This is a genomic window from Pseudoalteromonas sp. NZS11_1 (assembly GCF_015864275.1).
In the GTDB taxonomy this organism is placed as follows: domain Bacteria; phylum Pseudomonadota; class Gammaproteobacteria; order Enterobacterales; family Alteromonadaceae; genus Pseudoalteromonas; species Pseudoalteromonas arctica.
The window spans coordinates 57,832-72,267 of sequence record NZ_JADYXK010000018.1 but is presented as its reverse complement, the minus strand read 5'-3'; the positions used below and the strand labels follow the sequence as shown (position 1 = coordinate 72,267).

The window sequence follows — 14,436 nt, the reverse complement described above, 5'->3', positions numbered from 1 at the left end:
ATGAAAGTGGTGGGCGCAGGAGGATTCGAACCTCCGACCGCTCGGTTCGTAGCCGAGTACTCTATCCAGCTGAGCTATGCACCCACTTTCATTTTTACTATTACTTGTTTTTACTCTAAGTAAGAGTTTTACTTATTTATACTCTAAGCAGAGTTTATAAAGTGGTGGGCGCAGGAGGATTCGAACCTCCGACCGCTCGGTTCGTAGCCGAGTACTCTATCCAGCTGAGCTATGCACCCACTTTATAGTTTACTTATTTAAACTCTAAGTAGAGTTTTTGCTTATTTATACTCTAAGCAGAGTTATTAAAGTATGGTGGGCGCAGGAGGATTCGAACCTCCGACCGCTCGGTTCGTAGCCGAGTACTCTATCCAGCTGAGCTATGCACCCATACTTTAAAACTTTACAAAACACGCCATTAAAAGAAATGGTGGAGAGGGAGGGATTCGAACCCTCGATAGAGCTACAAACTCTATACTCCCTTAGCAGGGGAGCTCCTTCGGCCACTCGGACACCTCTCCGTCTTGTGGGGCGTATAATAAAGATTTCAGAAAATATGTCAAACACTTTTCTACCAAAAACGACTATATGGTTATAGATTGCACATATGCTTGGTTTAAAAGTGTAATTAGTTTGAAATTTAAGCGGGTTACGCGTTTTTATTTGAAGGATTAACACCTAGCACAGGAACTAAGTCATCAGTTAACTGAGCCAAATACTGTTCTTGGTAACCTAATTGTTGAAATTCAGCAATACAAGCACGGTAGTAAGCATTTCTTTCTTGCTCTGATGTGCATTCTTCTGATAAATCATCTACTCGTTTGTCTTTCATACTATTATTCTAAGTCCTTTAAGAATCTATATTTAACTGCTAAATACCAAGCAGTGTAAATTTCGTGCGTATTCTAGCTAAAACCTTTACATAAATACAACATATGTTTAAAAAACAATCATACTAAAAAGTTATAGCACTGTTAGTTTTAATATTAAAAACTGCCAATAACAATAAATTAGCGAAGCTGAATTGCACATTAACCAGCACTAATAACTACATTTAATTTTTAGTGTAGTACTTATTAATTAAAATACTAATACAAAACAAAAAACGCCGCTATTAAGCGGCGTTTATTAACTTACTTTGTTCTACCCAAAGCTTAGTCAGCTTGCGGGCGCATATGCGGGAACAAAATAACGTCTTTAATTGTTGATGAGTCAGTAAACAACATTACTAAACGGTCAATACCAATACCTTCACCTGCAGTTGGCGGTAAGCCGTACTCAAGTGCGCGTATGTAGTCTTCATCGTAATGCATTGCTTCATCATCGCCTGCGTCTTTCTCTTCAACTTGGCGTGTAAAGCGCTCTGCTTGGTCTTGTGCATCGTTAAGCTCAGAGAAACCATTTGCAAGTTCACGACCGCCAACAAAAAATTCAAAACGGTCGGTAACAAATGCATTTTCGTCGTTACGGCGTGCAAGTGGAGAAACTTCCCACGGGTAGCCAGTAATAAACGTAGGTTGAATAAGCATGTGCTCTGCTGTTTCTTCAAATATTTCACACAAGAACTTACCTGGGCCCCAAACACAATTTTCAGGAATTTTAACGTGTACTTGTTTAGCGTACGCTTTTAATTCGTCAAAGTGGTTTTCTGGGTCGTTAAATACCGCAGCATCAAACTCAGGGTTATATTTTAATATTGCGTCCGCCATGCTTAAACGTGTAAACGGTTGGCCAAAGTCGTATTCAACTGAGTCAATTACTTCGCCGTTTTCGTCTTTAGTTGTATTAACTACAACTGCACTACCTAGTACGTTTTCTGCAACCGTACGAAGCATGTCTTCGGTGATGTTCATCAGGTCGATGTAATCAGCATATGCTTGGTAAAATTCAATCATTGTGAATTCTGGATTGTGACGCGTAGATAACCCTTCGTTACGGAAGTTACGGTTAATTTCGAATACACGGTCAAAACCACCTACCACTAAGCGCTTTAAGTAAAGCTCAGGCGCTATACGTAAGTACATGTCGATATCAAGCGCGTTATGGTGAGTTACAAACGGACGCGCAGATGCACCGCCAGGTATAACCTGCAGCATTGGTGTTTCTACTTCCATAAAGTCACGGTCTGCTAAAAAGCGACGAATGCCTTCAACTACTTGTGAACGAATACGGAATGTTTCGCGCGTTGCTTCGTTAGTAATTAAGTCAACGTAACGTTGGCGGTACTTTGTTTCTTGATCTGATAAGCCATGGAATTTTTCAGGCAACGGACGAAGTGACTTAGTTAATAATTGGTACTCAGTCATTTCTACGTATAAATCGCCTTTACCCGATTTATTTAATGCGCCTTTAACACCAATAATATCGCCAGTGTCTAGCTGACCATATTTTTCTTTAAGATCTTTTTGAACATCTTTAGATGCATACGCTTGTACGCGACCTTTCATGTCTTGAATTACAAAAAACGGTCCACGCTTTGCTAAAATACGGCCAGCGATAGACACAACTTCTTGCATCTCTACTAATTCTTCTTTGCTCTTATCACCAAACTGGGCTTGCAAATCAGCCGTGTAATGCTCACGACGGAATTGGTTTGGATGACCGTTGGCTGGGCAATTTTCGCGTATAGCGTCTAACTTGCCGCGACGCTCAGCGATTAACTTGTTTTCGTCTTGGATTTTATCAGTCATTTTTTAGCTCTTTATTAGCTTGGTGGTTATAGGCCAGATTTAAGGCTGGCTTCAATAAATTTATCTAAGTTACCGTCAAGTACCGATTGGGTATTGCGGTTTTCAACGCCTGTACGTAAATCTTTAATGCGTGCGTCATCAAGTACGTATGAACGAATTTGACTACCCCAACCAATATCAGATTTAGCATCTTCTTGCGTTTGTTTTTCAGCATTTTGCTGTTGTAGCTCAAGCTCAAATAATTTAGCTTTTAACTGCTTCATCGCTTGGGCTTTATTTTTATGCTGTGAACGCTCGTTTTGACACTGCACTACGGTATTTGTTGGTACGTGAGTAATACGAACCGCCGATTCGGTGGTGTTAACGTGCTGACCACCCGCGCCCGATGCACGGTAAACGTCTATACGCAGGTCTGACGGATTCATATCAATTTCAATGTTATCGTCAACTTCTGGGTATACAAACGCAGAAGCAAATGAAGTATGACGACGACCACTTGAGTCAAATGGGCTTTTACGTACTAAGCGATGCACACCAGTTTCTGTGCGTAGCCAACCGTAAGCGTATTCGCCAACAAAGCGGACAGTTGCGCCTTTAATACCGGCAACATCACCGTCGGTCGCTTCAACTAGCTCAACTTTAAAGCCTTTAGCCTCGCCCCAACGTAAATACATACGAAGTAAAATATTACACCAGTCTTGTGCTTCAGTACCGCCAGAACCTGATTGTAAATCAAGGTAAGCATCGTTTGAGTCATGAGGACCTGAAAACATACGACGAAACTCTAAACCTTCTAACTGTCCGTTTAAATCAGCAAGCTCAGTTTGCGCTTCAACAAAGGTATCTTCGTCTTCAGCTTCTACTGCTAGCTCAAGTAAGCCTTCAACGTCGTCAGTACCGGCTACTAGGTTATCGATTGTTTCAACAACCGCTTCTAATGCTGATTTTTCACGGCCAAGCGCTTGTGCGCGTTCAGGCTCATTCCATACGGCTGAATCTTCAAGCTCGGCGTTAACTTCTTCTAAGCGTTCTTGTTTAAGAGCGTAGTCAAAGGTACCCCCGAAGCAATTCAGTACGTTCGCGAATTTCCTTGATTTGATTAATCACAGGATTCACTTCAAACATGTACATCACTCCAAAATGGCTAGGTAATTGCGCCCCTTTAAATGGGATTTTCGCAATAAATTATCGTCAAATGATAAAAACGCCCGATTTTAACAAAAAACCGCGCGCTTTATTAGCATTTTATGCATGATATTACATATTTTTTAGTGCACTTTTTCAAGCTCTCTAACTATTAATTGCAGCGTAAATTTACCTCTAAACTCATTTATATCGAGCTGGTACGCTACTTTTACAAACTTCGCCTCAGTATCTGGCCATTCTTTTACATCAATACCAAAAGCAATGGCGTCAACTAATCGGCCAAATTGATGCTTTAACACGAGCTTTAAATGCTTTTCGCCTACTATGCGCTGCTGTATTACTTCAAAGGTATGCTCAAACACCGGCTCAGGAAATTGCTGACCCCACGGGCCCGATTGCTTTAATAGCTGGGCAAATTCCATCGTAAAGCAGTCGTTTGGCAGCTCACCGTCGGTAAATACAATACAGCGTTTACTTTCTTCACTCAGTTGCGCGCTAACTGCGGCATCAAACGCTTTTTTAAAGTCGTTAAAGTGTTGCTCGTTAATACTTAAGCCGGCTGCCATGGCATGGCCACCAAATTTATTAATTAAGTGTGGGTCGGCTGTATTAAGCCCTTCGAGTAAATCGCGCATGTGCAGCCCTTCAATAGAGCGGCACGAGCCTTTAATTTCACCATTTTCGCCACCAGCAAATATAACGGTTGGGCGGTGGTATTTTTCTTTTAAGCGACCAGCCAAAATACCAATAACACCTTGATGCCAATCGTCTTGAAACAAACAAATAGCATCAGGAATGTTATCATCGCTAAATGCGAGCCTATCAAGCACGGCTTGCGCCTCGGCTTGCATGCCTTGTTCTATTTCGCGCCTTGCAAAGTTTAAGCTATCGAGCTCGCCGGCTATACTACGCGCTTGGTTTATATCGGTGCTAAGCAAGCACGCTATACCCAAACTCATGTCGTCTAATCGCCCTGCTGCATTTAAACGCGGCGCAAGTGAAAAGCCAAAGTCGCTTGCACTTAAGCGCGCAGCATTGCGGTTAGCCACTTCAATAAGCGCGGTAATACCAGGGCGTGTTTTACCACTGCGAATACGTGCTAAACCTTGGTGTACTAAGGTACGGTTATTTGCATCAAGTGCCACTACATCAGCAACCGTTCCAAGCGCTACAATGTCGAGCAAGTTAGCTAAATTAGGCGGTGGTTGTTGCTCAAAATAACCCAAATCTCGCATTACGCTTCTCAGCGCTATTAATAAGTAAAAAGCAACGCCAACGCCTGCAATAGATTTAGACGGAAAATCACATTCATGTCTATTTGGATTTACTATTGCATCTGCATTTGGCAGCTGCTCACCTTGTAAATGGTGATCTGTTACCAGCACTTTTATGCCAACCGCTTTTAAAATATCAATACCGGCAATACACGATATGCCGTTATCTACGGTGATCACTAAATCAGGTTTTATTTGTACTATTTGCTCAGCAAGCGCGGGGCTTAAGCCATAACCTAAGCTAAACCTGTCAGGAATTAAGTAATCTAAATGCTTAAAGCCAAACATCTCAAGACCTTGCATTAATGTTGCAGTGCTTGTTGCGCCATCGGCATCAAAGTCGCCAACTATTAATATTTGGCTTTGCGCTTTTAATGCTTCAATTAATAAGTCGCTGGCTTTGTCGATGTCTTTAAACAATTTGAAGTCGTGAAGCGTAGCTACGCTGTTATTTAGCTCTTCGGCATTGAATACATTGCGGTTAGCATAAATTTGTTTAATTACAGGGTGTAAATTACTCGGCAGGTGCGAGTCGTCAACGTTTTCACGCGCAATGATTAGTTTTTTCATGCAGGGTTTTAACTTATTGAGTCGTATTAAAAAGACAAAAAAAGGCCATTAAGGCCTTTTTAATAATAACTAAGCGTTTAATTACGACGCTTTGTTAGCTTCTAATGCTGCTTTTAGTGCTGCTGCTGGCTGGTAACCAGGGATCATAGTACCATCTTCTAAAATAATAGCGGGTGTGCCGCTAATACCAAAGCTTTGACCTAATTGGTAATGCTCTGCAACCGGTGCGCTACAGCCTGCAACTACTTTAGTGCTTGTGCCCGATTTAGCTTCTGTTAGTGCTTCTTGCTGATCGCGTGCACACCATACGTTCATTAAATCTGCGTAACCTGAACCTTGTAAGCCACCACGTGGAAACGCAAGGTACTTAACGGTAATACCCGCATCAAGTAAATCGTCTAACTCGCGGTGTAATTTACGACAGTAACCACAGCTAATGTCGGTAAATACAGTAATACTGTGCTTTTCGTTTGGCGCTTTGTACACAATCATCGATTCTTCGTATTCTTTAAGACCTTCAACACGCACGCCATTTAATGCTTGCTCTGTTAGGTTATTACGATTATTTAAATCAATTAACGTACCTTGCATTAAATATTGACCGTCTGGACTTGCGTAAAGCACGCCCTTATTAGTAATCAATTCTTTTAAACCCGTTACTGGACTTGGGTTAATTTGCTTTACAGTTACACCAAGCTCGGCAAATTTAGTAATAATAGGATCATTAGCATCTGGTGTTACAGCAACGCCATTTGCAAATGCACTAATACTTGTGCACAACATGGCACCTGCTAACATTAATTTTTTCATAACTTCTCTCTATCCTAAAAATACTTAATATATTGACCGGCTTAATGATATTTACTTTCAAACTTACGCACGCGGATGGTGCTCTGCGTGTACCGACTTTAACCGTTCATTGGCAACATGGGTATAAATTTGCGTCGTTGATAAATCGCTATGGCCCAACATCATTTGTACCACACGTAAATCTGCCCCATGATTTAATAAGTGCGTAGCAAAAGCATGGCGCATAGTATGGGGCGATAATGGAGACTCAACTGCTGCCAAAATAGCATAGTGTTTAATTCTATGCCAAAAGGTTTGTCGCGTCATGCCTACTCCGCGTTTAGATGGGAACACAAAATCGGTGGCATGTTTTATCATTTGCGCACGCCCACCCTTTAAAAATTGCTCAAGCCAATACATGGCTTCTTCACCCAGTGGAACTAAGCGCTCTTTATTACCTTTACCTTTTACAAACACCACTGCTTGGCGCAAATTAATTTGCTCCATGCGCAGTCCAACAAGCTCACTTACACGCAAACCCGTTGCATAAAGTAGCTCTAGCATGGCTTTATCGCGCAGTCCCATCGCTTCTTCGGTATTAGGCGCATTTAATAATGCCTCAACTTCGGCCTCTGAGAGTGTTTTAGGTAACGACTGCCCTGCTTTTGGCTGAGAAATATTTAGCATGGGGGTGTCGCTAATTAGTTTTTCGCGCACAAAGTACTGATAAAAACGCTTTAACGCACTAATGCTACGTGCCGTACTGCGTGGTTTTAATCCTAAATCGACTCGATGCGCTAAGTAACTTTCAACATCAAGCCCTGTTACCGTCATTAAATTTTCGCCTTTTAAAAATAGGCAAAACTTATCTAAATCACTGCGATAAGCACTTAATGTGTTTTCGCTTACGCCTTGTTCTAAGTACAGGCTATCTAAAAAGGTTTCTAGGTAGTCGCTATTACTGCTCATACTGCTGTTATTTTCAAAAGAATCGTCAGATAGCGTTGTCACATTATGCTCTCATGCTTTGCTAAGGTATCAATTAAAAATACCTTACGGTAAACTTGAGCCTATCATATCAGGCAATTACACAGTGATAAATACGATGCAAATTGGTTTATTTTTTGGTTCTACTACGTGCTACACCGAAATGGCAGCAGAAAAGATTCGCGACATTATTGGTGCCGATATAGTTACCCTGCACAATATTAAAGACGAGCCACTAAAAAATGCAGAGCAGTACGACTTTATCATCTTTGGTATTTCAACATGGGATTTTGGTGAAATACAAGAAGACTGGGAGTCAAAGTGGGACGACATAGCCGACGTAAACCTAAATGGTAAAACCATTGCTTTATTTGGTATGGGCGATCAGCAAGGTTACGGGCAATGGTTTCAAGATGCGCTAGGCATGCTACACGACGAAATAAATACGCAAACATTTACTCAACTTGGTTTTTGGCCAAACGACAGTAGTTACGAGTTTGAAGCTTCAAAAGCATTAACGCCTGATGGTAAACAGTTTGTAGGACTCGCGCTCGACGAAGACAGTCAATACGAGCTAAGCGACGACCGCATTGCAACATGGGTTGAACAGGTAATGACTGAATACGGCGAAACGCTTTAATTAATAAGCTAATAAATAAAAAGCAAAAAGCCCGCAACTAGTTTAGTTGCGGGCTTTTTAATTAGGGCGTGTTGATCTTTGGTGGGTGAATTTGCAGCAGTATGTTTGGTTTTTAGGCAAGGCAGAGCCTATGTAGTGTGGTTATTCCCCATAAATAGGCGATAACGCAGCATAAATGCCAAACATGCACTGCCCTCTGGGTTCTTTCTAGGGGCGATCAACTCTTTGTTGCTCGGTTTTTACTTAGCCCACTAGGTTACAAACCTCGCGCCGCGATTTAATCGCCCCTAGATTGAACAAATTTCAATCCACAAAGGTCAACACGCCCTAGCAATATGAGTAATTTATTGAAACGTCATCACATTGGTTGTTTGTGGGTAGTACCCATCTGCCATAACAATGTATGGTAGTAAATTACTTAACCATTTTTGCTGCACGCTTTCGCTATAGTTTAAGTAAAGCTTACCTTCGTGAATATAAAATGCTTCTGGGTCTATACCTACAGCGTTACCTTCATCAGCCATTGCATAAGCACACCAACCACCGTATTGCGGTGCATAACGCTTTGGGTTTTCTGCAAATGTCGTTTTGTTTTCTTCACTCGAAAAGTGCCAGTTGGCACCTAAATAACTAAACGTGTATTTTTCGCTGCCTTTAACGGCTTTATTTTGCGTAAAATAAGCAACGCTGTCGTACCCTTTAATAGCCGTGTTATTAAACCAACCCGTATTTACAGCATCATCCTTTGCATTTGCCCCACCGCTTATTAACAGTGCGCTAATCATTATTAAAGCAACTATGTACTTAATCATCTTTTTTCCTTTATTATTTACTCAAAATTGAATGCCAATTAAATATAGCTGGCTTAGTGAGTAAGAAAGGCAAAGCGCAAAAATGATTTCAGTTAATACTTAATTATTTAACGCCCAGTGATTAAATAAGTAGTAAAACTTACTCTACTTTTAGCCAATATTGATTACGGTAAAAAAAGCCAATATAGCCGCGTACTTCGAGCTTTTCACCTTCATCTTGCGGGGTTAGCTGTAAAGTGTAGGTTTTACCATTTGTTGGATCGAGTATTTCACCGTCTCCCCAAACACCATCATCTTGTGCTTTTACACCCGTGATTATAGTCATTCCTAAAATAGGCTGATCTTTTAACTCATCATCACATTTACTGCATATATCGTTTTGTTTTGCCGGGTTAAGAATGGTTTCAACTTTGCCGCTTAATACACCGTTGGTTTGGGTAATACGTACATACGACTTAGCTTGGTTTGTATCCTCATCAATCGTTTTCCAAAGGCCTACAGGCGTAATAGCAGCAAACACACCTTGGCTTGCAAAAATGGTGGCTGCTAACGTGCTAAGTAATGCTAATTTATTTAACTTTTTCATTGTGTTGCCTTTTAAATTAAGTGGCCAATGGCTAAATCATATCAGGTGATTTATAAACACACTATTAAAGCGCTGTACATAAAATAAAAAACCTAAACTAATAATCATTAGTTTAGGTTGTCATATGAGCTTTTTTGCTTACTTTTAAAAACTACGAATTACTACACCTGAATTATTAAACTCAAATTTATTAATTTTTCCGCATTGCGCCATATGATTAGTACTTGTATAAAGTGGATTGTCTTGTGCAATGGCAGTCTCCCATCCTTGGCCATTTTTAATGAATGCTTTTAGTTCAAACCATCCATTAACCGCTTTACTGCAATCCATATCTACATCAAGCATCCAATAGTGTTCGCCCCATATATTTAAAGGTGTCACACCAAAGCCATCTGTGTTTACCGTTTTTTCAACGCCCCAACCTGCTGGCCAAACGTTCGTTGTCCAGTCGGTAGCAGAACCTTCTGCTTCGCTACTTTGCCCATTTTCTATACCATACCAATCAAGGTAGTTATCATTTGCTTTCCAAGGGCTTGTTGTGACATTTTTTAAATTGTTATGACGAATAGGCATTGCACACTCAAAATTACTTGTTTGGCAATTTCGACCAAGGTTTGCGTTTGCATAAGCGTGGTCAATTCCACCACGGATAAACATATCTTGTCCGCTTTGTGTTTGTGCATTAATAAAAATAACCGTTCGCTGCCAGTCACTTTCAGTGCTTGAGGCAGAACTGGTATTTAACTTGGCATTTTTATGAATTGCCATCGCATCCCAAGCGCCAATATTAAGATTAATAGTACCGTCGGAATTAACCGTTATAACCTCACCACTACAACTTTTAGCATCAGCTGACAGTTCGCCTTTTAGCACATTACAGTATTGCCCTGGCGCCATATCGGTTTGCACAGTTGCACTAAGTGTTGAGTCTTCTTTGTTAATAGCCATATGACCCGAGCTACCTCGGCCAAATGAAATTTGATTATTTGTGTTATCCCACCAGTTTGTTACTGCCCAATTGTCGGCGGTGTTATTTCTAAAATCGACCCCGCCTGCAATATATGACCAGCGATGCTCACACTTCCAATTACTCACAAAACACTCTAAGTTACCATTATTATGTACCGGTACATTTGGCCCACCAGCATCTGTATCACCATGAAAATCATAACTCGACATTACTTTTGGATAACCGTACGGATAAGCCAACATAAATACATTGGCTAAGTCATATAAGCGGCCATCTTCAAAGGTAATAACATTGCCAGCGCCGCCGTGCCCGCGCTGATTGTCGTGATTGTCTACAAAAACCACCGCAGAAGAGCTTGGCATAAAGCCCCACCCTTCGCCAAAATTACTCAGCCATGCAAGCGAGCCGTTTCTAAAAGTGTTACCAAGCTCAGTGCTATATTTAAATTCAGTTACTAAACCTGTGCTTAAATATTCAGAGGCACCAACAGCCTCCCCACCTTGATCGATCACTTCTTGAAAAACCACTGGCGAGCCATTTACTTTGGCCATTAAACTTTGGATATCGCTTGCTGCAACATGTTTAGAAGCATCAAACCGAAAGCCTTTTACGCCAATAGCTTGTAAGTCGTTAATATATGCTGCAATGGTATTTTGCACATAGTTTGAAGCGGTATCTAAATCGGCAAGTCCAACGAGTTCACAGTTTTGTACTCGGTAGCGATCGTTGCCATAATCAGAGTTATTAATGGTACAACTTTCATGAAAATCTTGTGGGCTATAAATAGGAAAGCTTTTATTACCAAAGCTATTTCCGGCTGTGCCTGTGCCACTTCCTGCTGCCATATGGTTAATAAGCGTATCAACGTAAATATCAACCCCAGCTGCACTACAGCGATTTACCATATCGATAAACTGTGCACGGTTTCCGCCACGACTTTGCAGTTCATAACTTACTGGCTGATAACGTGTCCACCATTGGCTTCCTGTAATGTGCTCATTAGGTGGCGAGACCTGTACTGCAGCGTAGCCTTTTGGTCCTAGGTATTGCTCACATTCTTGCGCTACATCTTGCCAATTCCATTCAAACAAATGTACAAATGTGGTGGGCGTAGCAGTCGCAATGCTAGGTAAGAGCAACCCTAGGCTTAAACCTGCGGTGGTGATTATTTTATTGAGTTTCATAGTGTGTGATCCAATTGTTGAGCGAGCAAAACAACTACTCGATGTTATTTACAAGTGGTTAACACTAGATTGGTAATTGATTAAATAAAAACTGAATACGTATGCATAATAGGTAAATTATCCTTTATTACTAGATAACCTACATAACTAGGCAATTTACATTTTCAAATAAAATGCTTTGCATAGGGCTATATAATCAGCAGTGTAGGTATTATCTAAGTTTCTAATACACAGGATTGATGATTCTATATCGCTTTTTACGTAGCTAAATGTCATTAAACTGCGGCTAATATCTTTGTTGGGCGTGGCTTTTACTTGGCAATGAGTATTTAAATAAAGCCCATTTTGAGTAGCAAGCTCAATAAATAATGCGCCTTCAACGCTTGGGAGTATTAAGCTAAAGCGAGAACCACTATGGCTTAAATGTTTAAACGCATTAATTAACTCTTCAAAACTTAGGCCGTCGGTATGGCGTGCGGTATTACGCGCAGCATTGTTGCCTTTTAAACTGTGATTAAAATACGGTGGATTAGAGATAACCACGTCAAATTTAACTTCACTACTAAAGCGTTGAATAGTTTGGTGCGTAATACTTATAGTTGGCCACGGGCTATTAGCTACATTTTGTAATGCTTGGGTATAGGCGCTTTCGTCAATTTCTACCGCAGTTATATCAAGCTCATTACTGCGCTGCTTACACATTAGTGCTAGTAAGCCGGTGCCAGTGCCTATATCAAGTAATGACTTTGCGCCGCTTAAATTAGCCCATGCGCCAAGCAAAATGCCATCGGTAGAAACTTTCATTGCACAGTGGTCGTGTTCAACTTTAAATTGTTTAAATACAAAACCAGACATTTTTTCACCTTTTCATTCACCAAGCGCAGCATAGCGCGTATAATCAGGGTAATTGTCCCTTATTTTAGACACTCTATGCAATTTTCTGAATTTGATCTTGATAACAAACTACTCGATGCCATTAATAAAATGGGCTACGAGACGCCAACCAGCATTCAACAACAAGCTATTCCTGAAGCACTACAGGGGCGCGACATTTTAGCATCCGCGCCTACTGGTACAGGTAAAACAGCGGCATTTTTAATTCCGGCTATTCAGTACTTACTGGATTTCCCACGTCGTGACCCTGGTTTTGCGCGCGTACTCGTTATGACCCCAACTCGTGAGTTGGCTTATCAAATTCATGAACAATGTGAACTGCTAGCTAAGCGCACACACCTAAAAATTGGTGTAGTAACAGGCGGTATTAACTACGGCACGCATAAAGAAATTTTTGAAAAAAATAACGATATTTTAATCGCCACACCAGGTCGATTAATGGAATACCTAGAAACCGAAAACTTTCATGCTGAACACGTAGAAATGCTTATTATTGATGAAGCAGATCGCATGTTAGATATGGGTTTCAAAAAAGAAATGAGCCGTATTTGTGACGAAGCTAAAAATCGTCGCCAATGTTTTTTATTCTCAGCAACACTTGAAGGTGACAGCGTAGAAAGGTTTGCTGAAAAAACATTAAACGACCCAGCTCTATTAGAAGCCGAATCGTCACGTAAAGAAAAAGCAAAAATTCACCAATGGGTACATTTAGCCGACGATTATCATCACAAACTTGAGTTATTAGTTAATACGCTAAAAAATCCTGACGTGACTAAAGCGATTGTGTTTGTTAAAACTCGCGAACGCTTAGAAACATTGATTGGCGAACTTACAACTAATGATGTAAAAGCAGCGTGGTTACGCGGCGAAATGCCACAAGACAAACGTATGAAAGCCATGGAAAACTTCCACAGTGGCAAAACAAGCATATTAGTTGCTACCGACGTAGCTGCACGTGGTATTGACGTATCTGACATCAGCCACGTTATTAACTTTGATATGCCGCGTACTGCCGACGTATATGTACACCGTATTGGTCGTACTGGCCGTGCTGGTAAAAAAGGGATAGCAATATCGCTAGTTGAAGCACACGATATTGGTATTTTATATAAAGTAGAGCGCTACGTTGAACAAAAATTAAAACGCCGTGTAATTAGAGGTGTCGAGCCACAGCATAAAGAAGCGAAGCCACCAGCTAAAAAGCGTAAAGATCCAGTAAAAATGAAAGCCAAGAAAAAGGCTAAGGTTAAAAAGAAAAAGTAACCTAAAATATTTTTATACTAAGCCGGCTTTTGTCGGCTTTTTAATGCAAGCTTTATAGCTCTGTCACTTGTACCTGTTACATATGTAACCCAAGCATGTAACTCATACTCATTTAAATGTAATTTTTGCCCACCTGAATTCCCACTTAATAAAAATCCCCTTATATTTCATAGCGTTAATATTGGCACCGAAATTGTAACTACAAAGATAACCTAGCCGATGGAATTTCCATATTGTGGCTGCACTATTCACCGTAATGTAAGGATTAAGTTATGAACCGCTTCAAGTTAACTATCGCTTTAGTATCATTTTGTTGTTTATTTTTATTAGCTTGCGCTACAAAGGTAAGTGCAGCAACCAACATGGCCGTAGTAAGCAGTGTAGCCACTCAACCTAACTTACAACAAGCTATCACCAACACCCTACGAACTAATCCTAACCTAGCGTTAAGTGATATTCGTGTGCAGGTAAAAAATGGTGAAGTAGATTTATACGGTGAAGCACAAACTGGTTTTCAGCGCGCACTAGCTCAAAAGTTTTTAGAAAATATGGATGGCGTAAAAATCATTCGTAATAAAATTAGCGTTATTTAACATATTAGAATAAAACATAAATATGTTGGAAGTTTGTA

Annotated in this window: 13 protein-coding genes and 4 tRNA genes; 3 read left to right on the top strand and 14 right to left on the bottom strand. The window is 40.6% G+C overall.

Annotated elements, in window-relative coordinates; genetic code table 11:
- Positions 1-7 precede the first annotated feature (7 nt).
- The 10 genes from I6F44_RS13435 to xerD form a co-directional block, all read right to left on the bottom strand.
- Positions 8-84: transfer RNA gene (locus I6F44_RS13435), tRNA-Arg, on the bottom strand.
- Positions 85-162: 78 nt separating this feature from the next.
- Positions 163-239 (bottom strand) — tRNA-Arg (locus I6F44_RS13430).
- Between the two features lie 74 nt (positions 240-313).
- Positions 314-390: transfer RNA gene (locus I6F44_RS13425), tRNA-Arg, on the bottom strand.
- 38 nt (positions 391-428) lie between these two features.
- A tRNA-Ser gene (locus I6F44_RS13420) sits at positions 429-521 on the bottom strand.
- 128 nt (positions 522-649) lie between these two features.
- A complete protein-coding gene (locus I6F44_RS13415) occupies positions 650-832 on the bottom strand; it encodes a hypothetical protein (RefSeq protein WP_197173938.1) in 183 nt (60 codons plus the stop codon).
- A 322-nt stretch (positions 833-1,154) separates the two neighbouring features.
- Entirely contained in the window at positions 1,155-2,690 is a 1,536-nt protein-coding gene (gene lysS / locus I6F44_RS13410; RefSeq protein ID WP_024597675.1) for a lysine--tRNA ligase, read from the bottom strand.
- Positions 2,691-2,716: 26 nt separating this feature from the next.
- Positions 2,717-3,815 (bottom strand): peptide chain release factor 2 gene (gene prfB, locus I6F44_RS13405; protein WP_139016071.1). Its coding sequence is split into 2 segments (ribosomal slippage): positions 2,717-3,739 and positions 3,741-3,815, totalling 1,098 coding nucleotides; the frame shifts between segments, so codons are not numbered across the junction.
- Between the two features lie 143 nt (positions 3,816-3,958).
- Positions 3,959-5,680, bottom strand: a complete 1,722-nt coding sequence (recJ, locus tag I6F44_RS13400) for a single-stranded-DNA-specific exonuclease RecJ (protein ID WP_197173937.1) — start codon at positions 5,678-5,680, stop codon at positions 3,959-3,961.
- Between the two features lie 81 nt (positions 5,681-5,761).
- Complete coding sequence (dsbC, locus tag I6F44_RS13395; protein WP_007583768.1) at positions 5,762-6,490, bottom strand: bifunctional protein-disulfide isomerase/oxidoreductase DsbC; 729 nt, start codon at positions 6,488-6,490, stop codon at positions 5,762-5,764.
- A gap of 63 nt (positions 6,491-6,553) precedes the next feature.
- Positions 6,554-7,480, bottom strand: a complete 927-nt coding sequence (xerD, locus tag I6F44_RS13390; protein WP_024590718.1) for a site-specific tyrosine recombinase XerD — start codon at positions 7,478-7,480, stop codon at positions 6,554-6,556.
- Positions 7,481-7,574: 94 nt separating this feature from the next.
- On the opposite strand from xerD, the gene fldB reads away from it, so the two are divergent.
- Positions 7,575-8,096 carry a flavodoxin FldB gene (gene fldB / locus I6F44_RS13385; RefSeq protein WP_007583764.1) on the top strand — a complete coding sequence of 174 codons (522 nt, stop codon included), beginning with the start codon at positions 7,575-7,577 and terminating at the stop codon, positions 8,094-8,096.
- 344 nt (positions 8,097-8,440) lie between these two features.
- On the opposite strand, the gene I6F44_RS13380 is transcribed toward fldB, so the two are convergent.
- From I6F44_RS13380 to I6F44_RS13365, 4 genes are all read right to left on the bottom strand, one after another.
- Positions 8,441-8,908, bottom strand: a complete 468-nt coding sequence (locus tag I6F44_RS13380) for a YHS domain-containing (seleno)protein (RefSeq protein ID WP_197173936.1) — start codon at positions 8,906-8,908, stop codon at positions 8,441-8,443.
- Positions 8,909-9,047: 139 nt separating this feature from the next.
- Entirely contained in the window at positions 9,048-9,494 is a 447-nt protein-coding gene (locus I6F44_RS13375) for a DUF2147 domain-containing protein (RefSeq protein ID WP_165722108.1), read from the bottom strand.
- Between the two features lie 144 nt (positions 9,495-9,638).
- Complete coding sequence (locus tag I6F44_RS13370) at positions 9,639-11,648, bottom strand: alpha-amylase (protein WP_197173935.1); 2,010 nt, start codon at positions 11,646-11,648, stop codon at positions 9,639-9,641.
- 156 nt (positions 11,649-11,804) lie between these two features.
- A complete protein-coding gene (locus tag I6F44_RS13365) occupies positions 11,805-12,503 on the bottom strand; it encodes a tRNA1(Val) (adenine(37)-N6)-methyltransferase (protein ID WP_197173934.1) in 699 nt (232 codons plus the stop codon).
- A gap of 75 nt (positions 12,504-12,578) precedes the next feature.
- Between I6F44_RS13365 and srmB the strand changes: the two genes are divergently transcribed.
- Positions 12,579-13,805, top strand: coding sequence for an ATP-dependent RNA helicase SrmB (gene srmB / locus I6F44_RS13360; protein ID WP_007376476.1), 1,227 nt, complete (start codon positions 12,579-12,581; stop codon positions 13,803-13,805).
- A 272-nt stretch (positions 13,806-14,077) separates the two neighbouring features.
- Positions 14,078-14,398: a BON domain-containing protein gene (locus tag I6F44_RS13355; protein ID WP_010553266.1), complete on the top strand. Its 321-nt coding sequence runs from the start codon at positions 14,078-14,080 to the stop codon at positions 14,396-14,398.
- Positions 14,399-14,436: the final 38 nt, after the last annotated feature.